Genomic DNA, 19,089 nt, shown 5'->3' with positions numbered 1-19,089 from the left:
CGTTCATGCTGTTCATCCCCGTTGGAGCTAGTCGGTGACCACGAGACCGGTGAAACTCGGGAAGGCGTTCTCGGCCGACAGCTCCTCGGCGATCGTTTCCATCACTTGCGCGCTCGCGTTCTGGATGAACAGGTGGCCACCGGGAACAGTGGTGAGCGAGAAGCCGCCGATCGTCAGCTGCTCCCAGCCGCGCAGCTGGGCCGGCTCGAACAGCGGGTCCTCGGCACCGCGCAGGACCGTGATCGGAGCACGCAACGTGACACCGTTGTCGAAGCGATAGTTGCCGAGCATCTTGAGGTCCGCCCGTACCGCCGGTATCAGCGGCTTGACTGCCGATTCGTCGTCGAAGTGTTCGGCGAACAGGCCGTTGTCTCGCAACACTTCGAGTATCCGGCTGTCCGATTCGCGGTCCAGGTCGAAGCCGTCGCGGAGGTGTTTCAGGTTCCGCACGTAACCCTCCACCAGCTCGGGCGAGGGCCAGCCGCCGATGATGAGTTTCATCGGTACCTCGGCGAACTGCTGCTCGAGGTACTTGGTGAGCTCGTAGGCGATCAGTCCGCCCATGCTGTGCCCATAGATGACGAAGGATCGGTCGAGGTACGGCAGCATGGCATCGGCCAGCTCCGCGATGAAGGCGGGCATCGAGTCGATCGGCACCTCGTCGATGCGGTTGTCCCGGCCCGGGTACTGGATTGCCACCACGTCGACCGTGTCGGGCAGGCTGTTCGCCCACGAGGTGAAGGCCGAGGCGCTGCCGCCGACGAAGGGCAGCGTGAATACCCGCAGCGTCGCCGTGTCGGATCGGCCCTTCGTCGCGCGGATCCAGCGCTCCGGGCCCGCGGGTTCCGCCCCGGATGCGGGCAGCGCCACGGACCCGGTGTCGAAGACGTGGGCGAGGACATCGGTGGCGAGCTCGACCAGGGTGGGCCCGCGCATCAGGCCCATGGTCGGGAAGTCGATGTCGAGTTGCTTGGCCAGCACGTTGCGGATCTGGCCTGCCATGAGCGAGTCCATGCCGAGGTCGGTCAGGGAAACGTCATGGGCCAGGCGATCGACCGGCATGTCGAAGATCCGCGAGACCTGCTCGGACAGTGCCGTGACCAGCCGCGCTTCGCGCTCATCCGGCGCAAGCTCGACGAGCTCGGCGCGCAGGCTCTCGGCACCGAACGTGCTGGCCGAGCCCGATGCGCCGTCGACCGCGAGATGGGCGAGCCGTAGCGAGCTGCGGAACGACGGCATCACCTGACTCATCATCACGAAGTCCACGCCGAATACGCTTGCGCGGCTGACACCTTGCGCCAGGCACCGCCCGACGAAGCCGCACGCTGTGTCCGGTGAGATCGCCTTCCAGCCCATCCGCGCGAGCGTGTCGAGCTTGTTGCGCACAATGAACCCGACCTCCCCGATGGCGCCCCAGTTGATCGTCAAGGCAGGCAGTCCGAGGTCGCGGCGGTGTGCGGCAAGCGCTTCGAGGAATCCGTTCGCCGCTGCGTAGTTGGCTTGACCAGGCGTGCCGATGTACCAGCTCATCGACGAGTACATGACGAAGGCGTCCAGGTCCAGCGCGCGCGTGTGGTTGTGCAGATGCCACGCGCCGTCGATCTTCGGCCGCACGGCGCGAAGGAACTGCTCCTCCGTCATCTGGGTCAGCGCCACGTCGTCGAGCACCATCGCGGCGTGGAAGACGCCCCGCAGCGGCGGCAGTTCCGCCAGCCGCTCCAGCAGGCCGACGACCTCGGCCTCGCTCGACACGTCGGCCCGTTCGAGCACCACCTCTGCGCCGGACTCCCGCATCGCCGCGATCACCGACTCGTTCTCGGCATCGACTTGGGCCCGGCGGCCGACCAGCACCACGGTGCGGGCGCCCTTGTCGACCAGCCATTGGGCGGTCCACAGACCGAATCCCGTGTATCCGCCCGTGACCAGGTAGGTGCCATCGGCAACGAACGCCTGGTCCGCGCTCGCGGCCGGATAGACGAGAAGCTCCGTCTCCGGCTCGAACTCGACAACGACCTTGCCGATCTGCTTGGCGCCCGCCATGTATCGGAACGCGGAGACCACGTCGTCGGCGCCGAAGTCCGTGTGGGGGAGCGCGGGCAGCGTGCCCGCCGCGACACCGTCGAGCACCTTCGTCATGGACTCGCGGCACAGCGCCGGATCTTCCAGCAGCAGGCGGTCGATGTCGATCGCCGCGTAGATGAGGTTGTTGCCGAACGGCTTCAGACCCAGTTTGTAGTTGTCGTAGATGTCCTTCTTGCCGATTTCCACGAATCGCCCGCGGGGGCGGAGCAGCTCGAGGCTCTTCGGAATGGTCTCGCCCTGAAGGGAATTCAGCACGAGATCGACCCCGTCGTAGCGCTGTCGAATCGCGTCGGCGAACGCCAGCGAACGGGAGTCGAAAACGTCCTCGACACCCAGCGTTCGAAGGTATTCGCGCTTCTCCTCGCTACCGGCGGTGGCGATGACCGTGGCGCCGAGCAGGTGTGCGATGTGCACCGCGGCGAGCCCGACTCCGCCGGCGGCGGCGTGGATGAGAACCCGCTCGCCGCGGCGCAGCCTGCCCACTTCCACCATGCCGTACCAGGCGGTCAGGTAGGCCATCGGCAGCGTCGCGGCATCGGCGGCCGAGAGGTCCGCCGGTGCCGTGAAGACCCGTCGGGCATCGGCGACCACCATCGAGCCGAAGCACCCGCGAGCAAAGGCGACCACACGATCCCCCGGGGCAATGCCCTCGACCTCGGATCCCACCTGCGTGACGACTCCGGCGCATTCGACACCGAGGTTGTTCTCGTAGAACCCACCGAAGGTCGCGCCCTCCGACAGCACCCCGAGCGACAGCATGACGTCCCGGAAGTTCAGGCCGGTGGCGAGCGGCCGAATGGCGACGTCGCCCGGACCGAGGACCGGCGCGGCCTGCTTTTCGAACCGAAGCTGCTCGACCCCGGGTTCGGCGGGAGCGGCCAGCGCAAAGGGGGTCTCGTCCGACACGCGGGCGAGCGTCGCCACCGACGCCTCGAACTCGGCGAGCGAGACGTGCTCGAGGCGGTCGATGAAGCGCTTGTCCGCGCGGAAGGCGACCTCCTCGTCCGCGGCCTGTACATGAAGTAGCTCATCGAAGAGCTGAGCCGCGCGATGACCGGCGTCCGGCGTCGCCGGGTCGAAGTCGATGATCTTCGCGGGCAGGGTGACCTGCTCGTTCAACAGCACCCGGAGAATTCCCCAGCTCGGCAGCTGTGCGGGCGCGACGCGGTCGCTCTCCTCGATGATCTGTGCCCCTGCGGTCGCCACCCAGAACCGCGGCGCCTTGGTCCACTCCAGCTGCTGAACCGCCTGCGCCAGCGCGATCACGCTGTAGGCGCCATGCAGTTCCAGCTCGGGCAACAGTTCGGTGGTGAGATCCGACCCCGCGAAATCCAGGTTCCACAGATGCAGCACGCCGGCCACACCTCCGGTGTGTTCGCGCACCTGCTCCAATACGCGCTGCATGTCCGCGCTGTTCGTCGGGTGCACCCGGAAACTGCGCGCGTCGACCTGCTCGAAGGCCGCGCCGCGGGTGACGACGACACTCGCGGCGCCTGCCTCCCCGAGCATGGTGAGATAGCGTTCGGCGATACCGTCCGCGTCCGCGAGGACGACCCAGGCACCCGGCTCGACGCGCGGCTGATACGGCTCGAGGTCCAGCGCCTGCCCGCGCGCCAGAATCACCGAGTTGCCGGACTGTTCCGCAGTGGCTCGCTCGGAGAAGACCTGGACGTGCTCGAAGCCAGCGGTCGGCAGGAAGTCGCGCCACGCCGCATCGGACAGCAGCGGGTAGTCCGGCCGCAGGTCGTAATCGGCGAACCTCCACCACCCTTCGGTCATCCCGAAGGTCAGGTCGACCCAGTGCGGCGACACCGCTCCCTCGACGATCAGGAGCTGCCCCTGCGACGTCAGCAGACGTTTGACGTTGTCGAGGGTGACCCGCAGACTCGCGGTGGCGTGCAGCACATTCGACGCCACGACGAGGTCGAAGTAGTGCGGATCGAAGCCCTGCGCCTCGATGTCGGACTCGATGTCGAGGATTCGATAGTCCATGAAATCGCTGTCGGCGAACCGCTGGCGCGCCTTGGCGAGGAACAGCTCCGAGATATCCGAGTACACGTATTCCGCACGCTCGGCAGGCAGTTCAGCGAGCACATGACCGGTCGTGCCGCCCGTGCCTGCACCGATCTCGAGCACGCGCACCGGTCGGTCACTCGGCAGCGCCCGCAGCAACTCCGCGACGATGCGGCGGACGATGCGATTGGTCTTCTCGAACGAGAACGAGGTCCCGTAGAGATCGGCGACCGATTCGAACTCGTCCTCCGGGAAGATGAGTTCGACCGGATTGACCTCGTCGCGAAGGACGGCGGCCAGCTTCGTGCCACAGCGCTCCAGCACCGCGAACTCGCTCGCGCATTCCGGATGCTCCGCGCGCAGCCGGGCAAGTATCCGTCCGGGATCGACCCTGGCAGGCGTGATCAGCACCCGCCACGTTCCGGCGTCGTCTTCGATGATCCCCTGCAGCGACAGCAGTTCGAGTACGCGACCGAGGTACCGCCGATGTTTCTCGTGCACCCCGAGCTCCCGCGCGACCTCGTCCAGGGTGAAGCGCCGGTCGATCGAGAAGTTCATACCCAGCTGGTAAAAGGCCTCGGTCACATAATCGATGCACAGCCGATCCATATCCACTTCCGTCACCGCGTGGTAGTGGTTGTTGACCGACCAGTCCCGCAGCTCGGCGATCAACGGATCGACGGCTACGTGCAAGTCTTCTTCCGAGGGCAGGAAATCGGCTGGGATGCGGGTCTTCGCGGGTACCGGTGCCGGGTGCCAACGGAAGTCGTAGAACGACTGCAGGAGGTCGTCGCCCGCATCGGTACTTTGGGTGATGGACTTGAGCCGCATGCCTTCGAACTCGGCCACGATCGTTCCGTCGTCGGCGACGATGAAGAAATCGCCCTCGCGATACATCGGGTCCCCGTGCAGGCGTGCGTTTCCGTAGCAGTACACGGTACCGCTGGGCTTCCGGTAATAGCTGAACCGTTTGACCTCGACCGGAAGGAAGAGCGTTTTGGCTTCGCCGTCGGGACGATTACTCGGCAGGACGTCGTCGTAGACCATGGCGAGCGAGGTGATGCACGAGTCGAGCAGTCCGGGATGGAACGCATGGCGCGGCGCCTCGTCCGCGGCCGCCGACGGCGTCTCGAGCTGCGCCAGAGATTGGCCGGGGGCGTGCGTGAACTTGATGGCCGCCTTGAACGTCGCGCCCAAGGACAGGCCATTGTGTTGCAGGTCGGCGTAGAAACTCGTGGGATCGACCTCAGCGGTGCATTCGGCCTGGAGTTCCGCGAGCGGTTTGGGGAGCGCGGCGGCGGGAGCATCGCGGCGCAGGGTCCCCAGCGAATGCAAACTCCAGTCCTTGTCGCCGTCCTGACGGCTGTACACGGAAAACTGCAGCGCCGAGGTCAGCACCACTTGGACCAAGGAGGCCGGGCGGTTGTCGAAAACGAAGAGGGCACGCCGGAACTCGACATTCTCGAGCGAGTACGAGCCCGCACCGAACGCATCTTCCGCGCAGCCGATCACCATGTCCAGGTGTCCCGCCGCGGGAAAGACGATGGGCCCTTGGACCCGGTGATCGTCGAGCCACGGGAATCGGACCGGGTCGAGCTTCAGTTCCCATACGTGTTTGCCCGGCTCGTCGGCGACTGCGACGCGGCTCCCGTCCCCGACGAGCGGATGCCCCAGCGACGGGAATCGGTTGCCGCGTGACGTTGCCTCTTCCAGCCAATAACTTTCGCGCTGCCACGGGTAGAAGGGCACCGGCACACGTTCGGAGACACCGTCGAACAGGGTGTCCCAATCCGGGTCGAAACCTGCCACATACAGCGAAGCAAGCGAGTTCAACAGGGTGACGCAATCGCTGTGCTTGCGATTCAGTGACCCGACGACGGTTCCTTTGACTTGCCGCTTGTCGAGCAGCTCCGCAATGGCGGTCGCGTGAATGGGGTGCGGGCCCAATTCGACGAACGTCAGGTGCCCGTCCTCGATGAGGCGATCGATGGTCGGCGCGAATTGCACGGGTTCGCGCACGTTGTGCCACCAGTACTCGGCATCAAGGGCGCTGGTGGGGGCGATGGCTCCGGTGACCGTCGAGTACATCGGAATCGTCGCCGGGCCGGACTCCAGCCCGGCGAGCGAGGAGATCAGCTCGTCCTGCAGCGGATCCATGTGGTGGCTGTGGAACGCCACACTGACCTGGAGCATGCGGCAGAAGATCTTGTCGTTATTGAGCTCACGCTCGATTTCTTCGAGCGCGTCGGGGTCGCCGGCGAGGGCGGTCGACTCCGGGCCGTTCAACGCCGCGACGGCCACCCGCCCGCGATACGCGGCGATTCGGTCCTCCGCCGCGTCTCGTGGCAGACCCACCGCGAGCATCTTCCCTTTTCCGGATGCTTTCTGCTGCACCCGGCTTCGATGGAAGATGACCCGTACCGCGTCCTCGAACGACAACGCCCCCGACACGCAGGCGGCGGCGACTTCACCGATGCTGTGGCCGACGACGGCCGCGGGGACGATGCCCCAGCTCTGCCACACGGCCGCCAGGCCGAGCTGCACGGCGAAGACGGCGGGCTGGGCGATGAAGGTTTCGCCGATGCGGCTGTCGGCCTCGTCGCGGCCGAGCTCCTCGATGACGCTCCAGTCGGCGTGCTTGCTCAGCTCGGCGTCGATGCGCTCGACGGTCGCGCGGAACACCTCGTTGGTGGCGAGCAGCTCGCGCGCCATGCCCCACCACTGCGGGCCTTGACCCGAGAACACAAAGGTCACACTCGAAGCGGCGTGCCCTTTGACACCGCTGCGCACCGACTCGGGCGACGAGCCCGCCGCCACGTCGTGCAGGGCAGTGCGTAGCTCGTCCACGGACGAGCACACCATGGCAAGGCGATGGTCATAATGCGAACGTGTCTGTGCCTGCGTGGACGCGATGGCGGGCAGCGCCGCAGCTGTCGCGGGGTCGTCGAGGAAGTCCGCGTAACTGTCGGCGTACGCGCGCAGCGCGTCCTTCGACTTGGCGCTGAGACTGAACAGCACCGGCTCGTGCGCCGCACGCTCGGTTACCTTGTCCGGCTTCGGCGCCCGTTCCGGCGGACCCTCGAGGATCACATGGGCGTTGGATCCGCCGAACCCGAACGAATTCACACCCGCCAGGCGCGGCCTACCCGCTGGCCACGGTTGACGGGCGGTAGCAAGCCGCAGGCCCAACTCGTCGAACGGGATCGCCGGGTTCGGCTCCGCCGCGTGAATGTTCGCGGGGATCTCACCTTTGCTGACAATCAGGCACGCCTTGATCATTCCGGCGATTCCGGCCGCAGGCTCGAGGTGCCCTAAATTCGACTTCACCGCGCCGACGATGCACGGCCCGTTCCCGTTACGCCCGGCCGACAGCGCTTTTCCGAGTGCGCGCGCCTCGATCGGGTCACCGACCGGCGTTCCCGTGCCATGCGCTTCGACATAACCGATGTCGGACGGAGCGATACCCGCATCACGACAGGCATCCGCGATCATCTGCGTCTGAGATTCCTCGCCGGGCACGGTCATGCCATTCGTGCGGCCATCCGAATTGGTCGCGCTACCGCGGATCACCGCGTAGATATGATCGTCGTCGGCAATGGCCGCCGACAGCGGCTTCAGGATGACCGTGCCCGACCCCTCGCTGCGCACATAACCATCGGCCGACCGACTGAACGACTTGGACCGGCCGTCGGGCGACAGAAATGTCCCCTGACTGAACGCAATGGTGGTCTCGGGCAAGATATTCGCGCCGACGCCACCGACGATCGCCATCGTCGCCTCGCCGGAGCGGATACTCCGGCATGCAAGGTGAATGGCGACCAAGGAGGACGAGCAGGCCGTGTCCACGATCATGCTCGGGCCGCGCAGGTCGAGCAGATACGAGACGCGGTTGGCCACAATACAGTTGGTGATACCGGCCATGGTGTGGCCGCCGAGCAGGTAACGATTCTCGGGATTGAGCTGAATGATCCCGTAATCATGGCCGGAGACTCCCGCGTAGACGGCAGTCCTGCTGCCGGCGAGGCGTTCCGGAACGATATTGGCATCCTGCAGCGCTTCCCAGGTCGTCTCCAGAAACAGGCGCTGCTGCGGATCGATCCGCTGCGCCTCGAGTGGGGTGATTCCGAAGAAGTGCGCGTCGAACGCGGTGATGTCGTCGAGGTATCCGCCCGCACGGGTCCGAAGATGCCCCGGACGGGCCGCATCGCGGTCGTAGAAGGCTTCCTTCGTCCACCGGTCCGCCGGGACATCGCGAATGGCATCCCGCTCGTCGAGCAGGAGTTGCCAAAAGTCGTCGGCACTCGCGATTTGTCCTGGGAACCGGCAACCGATCCCCACCACGGCAATGCCCTCGGTTGCGGTCGATACGTCCTCGATCGTGGAACTCTCAATAGAACTCATCGCGTTACCTTTGTTCGTTATCCATGCATCAATGCGCCAAAAGGTATGGCCGATTTGCCGCCATTGACGGACGAAGCCGTCCCCGGCACGTCGTAGAAATCGATGCCCCTCGAGAAACGTTCATCAATCTCGGGAGGAGAAACTGCTGTCGATGGCTCGAAAGATCGGACACGACAGGCTTATACGAGCAGCAAGCCGCGATACCGAACGAAGAAGCAGACTTCCATCGTCGATTCGCGTTGTTCGAGCGCCGAGGCCACGGCGAGGCAAGGGCAACGGGGCGATCGGGCTGATCAGCGCAGGCAAACGTAGTTACACCGGGAGTCTGCTCAATCGTGCCGAACGTCCACATACCGATGTCTACCTCACGTCTGGTAGCAAGACCTGCGCTAGTAGACGAACGTAACGACCCGGAGTGTCCATGTCAACGCATCAGTGTGCATCACTGTGCACGATGCTCGGCAACCTGCACCGTTTCGCAGTCGGTTCTCTGCCAAGAAACACCGCTTGAGCAGGGAAGATTGCATGGCTTCATTGGTTGAAGGCAATGCCCTCCGGACTGTAGTCCGCCAGTTCGACATCGGCCACTTTGCACGTCTAACGCGCAGTCGCGGCCCGAATCGGCCGAGGATGAGCGATGCGCGTGTGCACGATGAAGCGGTGTGCATGTGCACGATGGGTAGCTCTGCACAGGCAAATGGTATGGTGTTCGCCATGGGCGCCGAAGAGACCGCGAAGCGTCATAGCGTCGAGTCGGAGGGGCAACGGTTCGGCCGGCAGTTGAAGGCGTTCCGGCAGCGCAATCTTCCCGATGAGCTGATAACCCACCAGCGCATTCACGATTTGGGTGGTCCCACCCGGAATGTCCAGTCTCGCATCGAGAGCGGACAAGTCGACACCATCAGCTCCACCACGGCGGCCAAATACGACCGAGCGCTCGAGGCGCTGGGATTGCCGCCCGGGAGTGCGACGGCGGCTCTGTACCATGCCGCCCCGCTCGGATCGCCCGCCGGCGAGCAACCCGCCCCGGCGGCAGCGGACGACGACGTCGAGAGCGGCGTGAGCGCGCTGCAGAACCTGGCTCGCAAGCACCGGCCTGTCGTGGATCTCGTGACCGAGTTCGATCGGCTCGGCATCGAATTGAAAAAGGCCCGCAGCCACACCGAGGGCTATCAACTGGTCTTCCCCAAGTCGGCGATCGAACAGCTGCTCCAAGCCCTGCAACATGTCGCCAAACCCGCGAACACAAGGCTCGAATCGGACCCGGAAGATACCCGCCCACCCGATGAGCGCATCGAATGACGGCCGCTGGTCAGGGTCCCGACGCCGACCGATCTTAGTCCTGAGCTGGAGACGACCTCGGCGGCGACCGTTCTGCCATGAATCGAAAAGCGCTACAAGACAGCAAATCTGAAGTGGGCGTTCGACCGACTGCGGATCATGGTCGGTCGAACGCCCACTTAGCGGCTTGGCTGTGCGGCGTTAGTTCCGCGCGGCCAGGATCTGGCTGAGGTAGTCCGGGGTGCCTTCGATGCGTTGCAGATGGGGGTAACGGAGGCCGTCGTGATAGTTCAGTTCGATGGTCCGCGTCTGATCGAAGTCTTTCACCTGCAATCGGATCGGGGCAGGGTCGGTCTTGGCCGCCTCTATCGCGGCTTCCATGGTGGCTTGGGAATAAGGGGCGTCGTTGACCGAAACCACCGTCATCCCGGTGCCGACTTTTGCCTTGAATGCGGGTCCGTCCCATCGCACGTCGGTGACCTTGCCTGCACCGGACACGTTGAGACCGATCGAGTAGGTGTAGTTGACGGCGCCTTCAGCCTTTTTCATCTGCGCCGTGAGCAAAGCACCTGGGTTGTTGTCGTAGACCAACTTCCACCCCGTCTTCTCGACGCTCGAGGCGAAGGGTTCCTTTCCGTCGATGCGATCGCGCAGGTACTTCGCCCAATCGTCGGCGACCACGCCGTTCAGCGTCGAGACGACCTCGTCGAAGTCGTAGGTGTTCTGTGTCTCCCACTTACTGTCGTCGACACCGAAGAACGCGCGAGCGAAATCATCGAGTGACTTTGTGTTGCCGGTCAGTTCGCGGATCCGCGCGTCCACTCCCAGCCACACCAGTTGCCCGCCCTGGTAGTAATCCTCGCTGAGCTGCCACGACCGGTACGGCTTCGTACGCCGCTGAGCGATGATGGGATCGTTCGTGGTGTCCTGCAAAGTGCGCCAGGAGAGTCCGGGCCGGTTGTCGGTGTAGGCGGCGACTACCGAAGCCAACGCGTCACGAGAAACTTCCGCGGGTCGCAAGCCGGACCGGCCGGTGAGCACGTTGCCCCAATACTGCGTCTGTCCTTCGTAGACCCACAACAAGCTGTCCTGCATCGGGACGTTGTAGTTGGGTGTCCACAGGTCTGCCGGGCGTCGGAACTTGCCGTTCCAGGAATGGGTGTACTCGTGCCCGAGCAGATCGGCGCTGCCCACCGCGGGGTCCCACCCGGTGAAATAGTCCGTGGGCTGGCCGTTCTCGCTGGATCGTTGGTGTTCCAACCCGTTGGAGCTGAGCTGATCCGACAACGACAGCAGGAAGTCGTAGTGGTCATAGTGTTGTGCGCCGTACAGTCCCAGAGCCTGTTGTACCAGCGCCTTGTGCTGCTCGATGTGCTCGGGTTTGGCTTCGAGCTGCTCCGGCGCGTCTGCGAATACTTGCAGCCGCACCGGGGTTTTCGCGCCGGGAGCCAGGTCGAACTCCTTGTGATAGCGCCCCGCATACACGGGCGAGTCGACCAGGATGTCCAATGGAACGGTCTGGTAATTCACGGTGTCGCCGTCCTTGCCGGCGACCTCCAGTGCGGTTCCGGCCGTGAATCCTGGCGGGTAGGTAACGCTCGCGGTGAAGGGAATCTCACTGACCGGAGCACCGGCTGGATAGAGGACCACCGCATTCCACTGCAAATTAAGCATATTCGGCGTCATCACCACGCGCCCTTGCGTGGAATCGGTGGGAGTCATGTACTGGAAGCTCGCGTCGATTGATTCCACGCCGTCGGGCGCCGTAACCTTGAACTTGTACACGTTCGCCGGATCACGCTTCCACTCCAGCTTGTTCCCGGCGCTGGTGAAGGTGATGCCCGCGATCTTGTCGATCGGACCGGACGGCGAGTGGTTGCCGGGCAGCCACTGCGGAAAAAGCAACTCGACCTCGCCCGGCTGCACGGGGATCGTCTGCTTCACCTGAATCACGCGTTGCGGCAGATTGGTCATGTCGACCGCCACCGAGATCGCTTTCCGATTCGCCGGGGCGTCGTCAGGCTTGTCGCGCAAGCCGAAGTAAAGCGAGCCTGCCAGGATAAGAAGAACGACGACGCCGACAGCGCCGATAATACGAATCTTGGACAACGATACTCCCCGAGTCACAGACGATCTGGTCGACACTACGAAGTAGACGCAATGCCCGCCCCCGGCGGCTGATGCTCATCGGCCAAGGATAGGACCTACCGATTGCCGTTATAAACAATGCAGCTCATAGCGGCAACAAGTTCGCGTACGGTGCGGTCGCCACGACCGCCTGCCCCATCCCCTCCTCCGGCGTCAACGCTGCAAATAGTTTGTTCGGGTCGGCTGGCGTCCCTTAGTTACTGAACTGAGTGTCGATCCTACGAGGGTTGGTATCGCAGTGTGCGAGGAGCGAGTGTGGGCTACGTCATACCGGTCGGACGGTGTGGTCGCCGACTGCGAGGAAGGTCCGACGAGTGCGTCACCGGACTCATCGGTAGCAACCGGTGGGGCTTCTGGTGGGACCGACTGTGCCTTCGGTGGCGTGCGTTCGTCCGGAAGTGGTGTGAAACGGCACTCATCGGCTGCGGTCGAGTGTTGGAATCTCTTGTCAGGCAACGGATCTGGACGGCCGACCAACGTGCGGTACGTGCCATATGCGGCTGCGCCCCGCGGATATGGGCCGATTGCGGAGGTTGGACACCGTCCCCGCAAAGGCGCTGGCGGGCAACGACTATAAGATTCTGCGAGTGCCGACTGGACGGTCGCCTCATTGCTGGTCACGCCGTGGGCTATCCGCGCCTGGCGAGAGGTATCGGGTCGATCATGGCCGAGCCTGCCTGCTGCCCGGCAACGCGGCACGCATGATCGGTGCGGGCAGCTGCGGGAGAACCTGGACGAGCTGCGGTGAGGTTGTTCGCAAGACTCACGCGAACTATACGACCGCGGTCGACGCCGGCGGGAAGCTGTGGTTTCTCCTGTGAATGGCGCTCGGACCGTTGGTGGTTCGGCAAAAAGTCGGAGCCGGGCCGATATCCCGGCTAATGTAACGTGTTGACGGACAACAGGCCTCAGTGTTTCAGATCGGTCGTCACCTATCCGTGCGGGAGCCCCCGTGCGGACTACCGGAGAAAGTCTGAGACCGAGGCAGGTTTGTCGAAGTTGTGAGGAGATCGTTGCCCGACACGCTGATCCAGGAGTTGGCTATGACCGACCGAGTCGGGGGGACCGCTTTTCCTAGCCGGGGCGTCCCACGACATCGGCGGGGCTGTCGCCCAGCGTCATGCCGCCGACGAGCGCTCCTCCTCTGATGCCCACCGGCAAGCTCGCTGAACAACCGGTCCACGCGGTCGACTGCGGTGCGGTCGCTGCTGTCTGTGTTGTGATCCGATCACCCGAAGTCTCTGGTCTCGAACCTGCCGAACGAAAGGCAATACGCAGTGGAACTTCGTGACGTCCCGAGTGCGCCCGGGCGTTTGCCGGTTCTCGGACACGGTTACCAGATATTGCGTGACCCGGTCCAGTTCATGGTGGATCTGGTCAGCGTCGGGAAAATAGTCCGTGTCGATATCGGCAGTCTCGTTGTCTATGTCATCACCGATTTCGAGCTACTGCACCGGGTGTTGGTAGAGAACCCTGATGCCTACGAGCGAGGGCTCCTCTTCGAACGCATCCGTCTCATATTCGGGGATTCGCTGATCGTTGCGGATGGGCAGCAACACCGGGATCTTCGTCGTCTGCTGCAACCAGCGTTCCACAAGGCAGCGTTGGAAACCTACGCGCCCAGCATAAAGCGCAACGCGGATGCGCTGGCGAGTACGTGGCAGCCGGGCCAGATTGTCGAGACCCGTTCCGCGCTGTTGGGGTTGGTGATCGGCAGCCTGCTGGGGTCGCTGTTCTCGCACGAACCCGATGCCGAAGAGCTGCAACATATTTCGAGCCTGATCGCGGACATAGGCGCAGGCGCCATAGTGGGCAGTGTGCTGCCCAAGAAACTGGCGAGCCTGCCATTGCCGGTGAACCGCAAATTCCTGTCGGCTGGAACGCAACTGCGGGACTACTGTCAACAGCTGCTCGTCGCGCGGCGCGACAGCGGTGAGCGCCGGAACGACCTGCTCGACATCCTGCTGTATTCGTTCGGTGACGAACACCGTAGTGACAAGTTCCTGGCAGAGCAGGCGGTGACCATTCTCTTCGGCGGGATCGACGCCACGACCGCCACGCTGACCTGGGCTATGTACGAGTTGTCACATCGTCCGGAGGTTGCTTCGCGACTGCAGCAGGAGATCGCCGCCGCAGCAGACCTCAGCCCGCAGAGCCTCGACCAACTCGACTACCTGAACCGGTTCCTGAACGAGGTCACGCGGACCCATTCGCCACTGCTGCAGACGAGACGTAGCGTCAGCACGGTCGAACTCGACGGGTTCACATTTCCGGCTGGGACCGATATCGGATACAGCATCGCGGCTATTCACCGCAACCCGAACCTTTTCCCCGATCCGGACACTTTCGACCCCGATCGGTGGCCGACCTCTGGCTCCGGGTCGAAATGTAAGACCTTCGTTCCGTTCAGCGAGGGCAGTCAGATGTGTATCGGTAACAATTACGCCTGGGTGGCGCTGCAAACGATTCTGCACAGTCTGCTGTCGAAGTGGGAGTTCCAGCCGGTCAAAACCAAGAAGCTGCCGCGAGCCCTGGGTCCGATCCCCTCGATGGGCAGGCTTCCGCTCGAGGTTCGTCCAATCTCTGTGTTGTCGCGCGACCGAAAGTTGTGACGACGGGCTCGGCTCAGGCTGCGCCTGATTTAGCGAGCGCCGTGCTGCGCCGTCCGGAGATCCGGCGAATGAGGATCGGTAGGACGGCTGTGATGACGAAGAGGCTGACGGCGACGAGGATGAAGTAGACCAGAGATCCATTGCGGCCGAAGCGCGGAATGAAGGCGACTTCCTGGCCGGTTGCGGCGACGGCGTTGAGGAACGGGGCGTAGGCCTGGATGGCGGACCCGCGGGGCAGCAGATTGATGGAGTTCTCACCTACATAGGCCCAGAACAGCAGCACGGCGACGGCGGCGGACGGAGTGCGAATCACTGACCCGACCGCGACGCCTACGCCGCATGCGGCGAACGCGTAACACGGGACAGTCCAGAGGAACCGGATGCCTGCGGAGTCGGTGATGTCCACATTCCCATAGATTTGGGGGAACAGGTTCGGCAGCGTGACCATGACGACGATGAGCAGCAGCACCGTCGAGATTGCCGTGATGGCGCCGTAGTAGATCCACCGGGCCAACGCGGCCGTCCAAGACCGGGGGAACAGGAAGGCATTGAGATCGCTTGTCTGACCGCGCCATTGGGTGGCGTGGGCGTAGGCGGTGGTAACCATCATGACCGACACGGACATGGTGATCACCCAGTACACGGAGTTGGTGGTGGAGACCGTGGCCAGGTAACTCTGTCCGGGCAGGCTGGCGAGTCGTTCCGCGACGGCGGCGATGCCGAAGGTGACGACCAGTGGCAGGAGGAAGGTGAGGGGGACAGCGACGGCCCACAGGAAGCTGCGTCCGGCGGTGCGGGTCCATTCGGCGGCGATGCCGCGGCGGATCAGGGTGGCCGGACCGGGGTTGTTCATGGGGCCACACCGATCGCGACGTCGGTAGGCAGCCCGGCGATGCGTAGGTAGGCGTCTTCGAGGTTGGTCTCGCCAGGCCGCAGGGTGTTCATGAGGTGGGCAAACGGCTGGTCGGCCAGCACGCGCTGGTTTCCGACGATGACGATGTGGTCGGCGTTGCGTTCGACCTCGTCGAGCAGGTGCGTGGCGACCAGGACACAGGTCCCGGCGTCGGCGAGCTCGCGCAGCAGTTCGCGTATCCAGCGGATGCCCGCGATGTCGAGGCCGTTGAGCGGTTCGTCGAGCAGCAGGGTTTGCGGCTCGGAGAGCAATGCGGCGGCGATGCCGACCCGTTGCAGCATGCCGAGCGAGTAGTGCCCGAGCCGACGATCGGCGACTCGGCCGAGATCGACGATCTCGAGGACGTCGCTGACCCGGCCCGTGGGAAGTCCACGAGCGCGGGCGATCCAGCGTAGGTGCCGACGTGCGGTGTGACGTGGGTCGAAGGCACGGTAGTTGAGGTGCATTCCAAGAGTCGCCGGTGTGGTGTGATGGGCCCGGATGAGGGTGCCGTCGACCCGGACGGTGCCGACCGCAGGCGCGATGACGCCACAGATACACCGCAGCAGCGTGGTTTTGCCGGTGCCGTTGAGTCCGATCAGGTAGGTGAGTGCCCCGTCCGCGACGGTCAGTTCGGGTACTTCGAGGACGGTCACGCCCGGGTAGCTCAGGGTGAGGTCACGGATCTCGATCACGGCGCTCGGAGCCGGTCAGAAGTTGCAGCCCGTAGCGAGGCCCACGGCCTGGACGCCCGTGCACACAGAGTTGTTGGACAGCTTCCAGACACCGCCGATCCGCTTCCAGGTCACTTCCGCAACCAGATCCGGTTTTCCCACTGACTTGCTGCGCAGCCAAGCGGTGTGCACGTCGCCGTTGTGGGTTTCGGGACCGGTGATTTCGTTCGACCCGAGCGGAGCTCGGTACCAGCCGAGGTTGTAGAGGGTGCGCGCGACCACGACCGCCCCCATCCCGCCTTCCATATGGTCGGCCTTGGCTGCGTCGGAGCCGGGGAGTTCGATCAGGAACGCGACCTGGTCGTCGAGTTGGCCCACGGTGGGGACCTCTGCGGTAATGAGTTCTCCGGGCGCGGCGGAGGCGATAGGGGCATTGACAACAGCGGCGCCTGTCGTAACTGCGGCGACCGATGCGATCGTCGACACGACACCAGCGAAAGTTTTGAGGGTCTTCATCAGTTTATCCTCGGATCGACTGGGACAGCACCTGACGCACGTTCGAATGTGCAGGCGGCCAACAACAAATTGGCGGGTTCGAGATTACTCCTGTTTGCGACGGATAATTCACGGTTTGCGGCCGATTGCCCCGAGCATGATCATTCGAGTGTCCGGCAAGTCGGGGCGCAGCCATTGCTGTACCGGCACCACACCAGGTTCGAGCAACTCGAAGCCGGCGAACAATGCCTCCGTCTGTGCTGCTGACCGAAACTCGACTTGGGCTGAAGTGCCTTTGGTGCCGGCGAGCACCTGGAGTATCTCCGGGGCGGAATCCAGCGAGCCATGAGTCATCGCCAGGTAGCTGCCCGGGGCCAACTGATCGCGGAAGGCGGTGATGATCCCGGCGGGGTCCTCGGAGTTCATCACATAGTGCAGCACGCTGATGAACAGGACAGCCACTGGCTTGTCGAAATCGATCAGGGTGCGGTTCTTCAGCTGTTCGAGGATGTCGTGGGGGTGCCGAACGTCGCCCAGCAGTGCGGTGACACCGTCCGGCTTGGCCAGCAGCGCGTCGCAGTGGGTGTGCACGACCGGGTCGTAGTCGACGTACACCACTCGCGCTGTCGGGTCGATCTCGCGAGCCACCTCATGCACGTTGGGCGAGGTCGGGATACCCGAGCCGAGATCGATGAACTGATGGATTCCGGCGTCCGCGGCCAGCTGGATTGCCTTGAGCATGAAACTCCGGGTGAACCAGGCCAACGTCTTGAGTTCGGGTGCGCGAGAGAGCAATTCATTGCCCATGTCGCGGTCGATCTCGCGATTGTCTTTTCCGTCCAGCAGGTAGTCATACACCCGGGCAGAGTTCAGCTGACCATGCTCGAACGGTTGCGGCGTTCGGTTGTCGTCTGACGCGGGCCCTTCGGTTCTTTCGACCACAGGTGTAACCGTAGCCGATCGATACCCCGGACGGGTGCTCCTCCAGAGATCTGGTGCCCGGATCTGGTGGAAGTATGAGTTGTGCGAACGAGGCGCCGCGCCACCCGACCGAACCGGCCGCCCGGTCCGGGTCCTCGATGAATCATGCTCCGAGACAACATGATCCAACATTTTACGACAAGGCCTACCAGCACTTACTCCCGCCCTCGGTAGCAGCCGAGGGCATCGGCGAACAGTCGGCGCCGATACGGCTGGTGCCCACAGCGACCGACGCCGCCGTAGGGACCACATGGGCCCATATGTCCGAAATATCCGCTGGCGCACACCGATTCGAGTCAATCTGATCGTTCGGCGACTTTTCCTGCGCCCTCAGGTCTCGGTTTCAGCCAAGGCGACTGCGTGTGCGACTGCGGACTGCGCCCGCTCGACGGTCTTGTAGCGGCCCAAGCCGCACGGTGCCGCGACGTCCAACCGGCCGCCGAAGGCCGACTCCGCCGCTGCCAGCCCCTGTCGTGCTTGCGCGAGCGGCTGCGCCGGATGCGCAAGTCCGGCGACAACACGCGTGGTGTCAGGCAATTCGAGGCGTGCCAGGGGAGCGTAGTACCGCGGCTGAACCGGGGCCTGTTTGCCATCGCCGATGGGCATGTGAACGAAATCGAGATGCCGCCCGGCAGGCCAGTATCGCGCGATCGCGTTGGCCAGTGCCACGACCGGGGCCGCCGATCGCGGTGCCACGACCGGCTTGTCTTCGAGGCTCCCGTAGCACAGGTGCACACCGAAACGGGAACCATGCGGCGCCCGTGCGACAAGGCGTCCGACCGCTCGACCTGCCGCAGTGGCCGGGCCCTGCCGCAGGCCCGCGGGTAGCCCGCTGCAGAGGAGGGTCTCCGCGGCCAGCTCGAGCTGGAATACGACGTTGTCCCGCAACGCCTCGTGGATACGGACGATCTCCCGGACGGTGGCGTCGAGAATCGGGCGGTAATAAGGAAAGCCTCGGTCACTACGGCCCAGCGAGCCTCGACGCCACGTGAGCATCCGCGCCTCGAAGGCGATGAAACCGATGACAAAGGGCGTCGGTATGCCCACCTGCAAGCGAAGTCCGGGATCGGTTCGGCGCAGCTCAGCGAACGCGTCCATGGCACGCCTGGCCTCCTCCGCGTAGCCGAGCGCGGCGTCGACGTCGGCTTCGGTCAGCGATCGACCGGGCCGAAGGCGAAAGGTGTCACGGGACCGCAGCGTCGACCAATCACCGCGGCGCGCGGGCGCCAGCGCCGGGATGTCGTTGAACCGGTCGATGATGGGTCTGATGTACCACTGGGCACGATATGGATCCGCTTCACCGCCCGGAACCATGCCGTCGAGGTATTCACCGGCGGTATCGACGGCGAACGCCATTGCCTTCTCTGGACTGTCCAACTGCGCGGGCAAGCTGCCCACGAAGTGAATCCTGCGCTCGGGCTGCACGGCGACAGTGTCGCATATCGGCCGCCTCGAGACGCGAGCGTTCCCGAGTGTCGGCCGGACTCACCGGTATTCGGGCGTTTCCTGG

At 64.2% G+C, this 19,089-nt stretch carries 9 protein-coding genes; 2 read left to right on the top strand and 7 right to left on the bottom strand.

Features of this window, described 5'->3' with window-relative positions; translation table 11 throughout:
* Positions 1-27: 27 nt before the first annotated feature.
* Positions 28-8,496, bottom strand: coding sequence for a type I polyketide synthase (locus tag DBO33_RS34515; RefSeq protein ID WP_107658780.1), 8,469 nt, complete (start codon positions 8,494-8,496; stop codon positions 28-30).
* A 525-nt stretch (positions 8,497-9,021) separates the two neighbouring features.
* On the opposite strand from DBO33_RS34515, the gene DBO33_RS34510 reads away from it, so the two are divergent.
* Complete coding sequence (locus DBO33_RS34510) at positions 9,022-9,798, top strand: hypothetical protein (RefSeq protein WP_159080676.1); 777 nt, start codon at positions 9,022-9,024, stop codon at positions 9,796-9,798.
* Between the two features lie 180 nt (positions 9,799-9,978).
* Here DBO33_RS34510 and DBO33_RS34505 read toward each other — a convergent pair whose 3' ends face one another.
* Complete coding sequence (locus tag DBO33_RS34505) at positions 9,979-11,886, bottom strand: M61 family metallopeptidase (protein ID WP_107658778.1); 1,908 nt, start codon at positions 11,884-11,886, stop codon at positions 9,979-9,981.
* A gap of 1,316 nt (positions 11,887-13,202) precedes the next feature.
* Between DBO33_RS34505 and DBO33_RS34500 the strand changes: the two genes are divergently transcribed.
* Entirely contained in the window at positions 13,203-14,537 is a 1,335-nt protein-coding gene (locus DBO33_RS34500; protein ID WP_159080675.1) for a cytochrome P450, read from the top strand.
* A 13-nt stretch (positions 14,538-14,550) separates the two neighbouring features.
* Here DBO33_RS34500 and DBO33_RS34495 read toward each other — a convergent pair whose 3' ends face one another.
* The 5 genes from DBO33_RS34495 to DBO33_RS34475 all read right to left on the bottom strand — a co-directional run bounded on the left by DBO33_RS34495 (position 14,551) and on the right by DBO33_RS34475 (position 18,977).
* Positions 14,551-15,390, bottom strand: coding sequence for an ABC transporter permease (locus DBO33_RS34495; protein ID WP_107658776.1), 840 nt, complete (start codon positions 15,388-15,390; stop codon positions 14,551-14,553).
* Entirely contained in the window at positions 15,387-16,124 is a 738-nt protein-coding gene (locus DBO33_RS34490; protein ID WP_107658775.1) for an ABC transporter ATP-binding protein, read from the bottom strand. The genes DBO33_RS34495 and DBO33_RS34490 overlap by 4 nt, the downstream gene beginning before the upstream one ends.
* 15 nt (positions 16,125-16,139) lie before the next feature.
* Entirely contained in the window at positions 16,140-16,619 is a 480-nt protein-coding gene (locus tag DBO33_RS34485) for a hypothetical protein (protein WP_107658774.1), read from the bottom strand.
* Positions 16,620-16,727: 108 nt separating this feature from the next.
* Positions 16,728-17,540, bottom strand: coding sequence for an SAM-dependent methyltransferase (locus DBO33_RS34480; protein ID WP_234391208.1), 813 nt, complete (start codon positions 17,538-17,540; stop codon positions 16,728-16,730).
* A 369-nt stretch (positions 17,541-17,909) separates the two neighbouring features.
* Entirely contained in the window at positions 17,910-18,977 is a 1,068-nt protein-coding gene (locus DBO33_RS34475; RefSeq protein WP_159080674.1) for a hypothetical protein, read from the bottom strand.
* Positions 18,978-19,089: the final 112 nt, after the last annotated feature.

This window comes from Nocardia suismassiliense (assembly GCF_900269665.1).
In the GTDB taxonomy this organism is placed as follows: domain Bacteria; phylum Actinomycetota; class Actinomycetes; order Mycobacteriales; family Mycobacteriaceae; genus Nocardia; species Nocardia suismassiliense.
Note: the sequence above shows the minus strand (reverse complement) of the source record. Positions and strands in the feature narration are given on the sequence as shown.

Bases quoted from the DNA above. Each gene is read 5' to 3' on its own strand.
- DBO33_RS34495 (WP_107658776.1), bottom strand. From the start codon at position 15,390: ATGAACAACCCCGGTCCGGCCACCCTGATCCGCCGCGGCATCGCCGCC.
- DBO33_RS34485 (WP_107658774.1), bottom strand. From the start codon at position 16,619: ATGAAGACCCTCAAAACTTTCGCTGGTGTCGTGTCGACGATCGCATCG.
- DBO33_RS34510 (WP_159080676.1), top strand. From the start codon at position 9,022: ATGGCTTCATTGGTTGAAGGCAATGCCCTCCGGACTGTAGTCCGCCAG.
- DBO33_RS34515 (WP_107658780.1), bottom strand. From the start codon at position 8,496: ATGAGTTCTATTGAGAGTTCCACGATCGAGGACGTATCGACCGCAACC.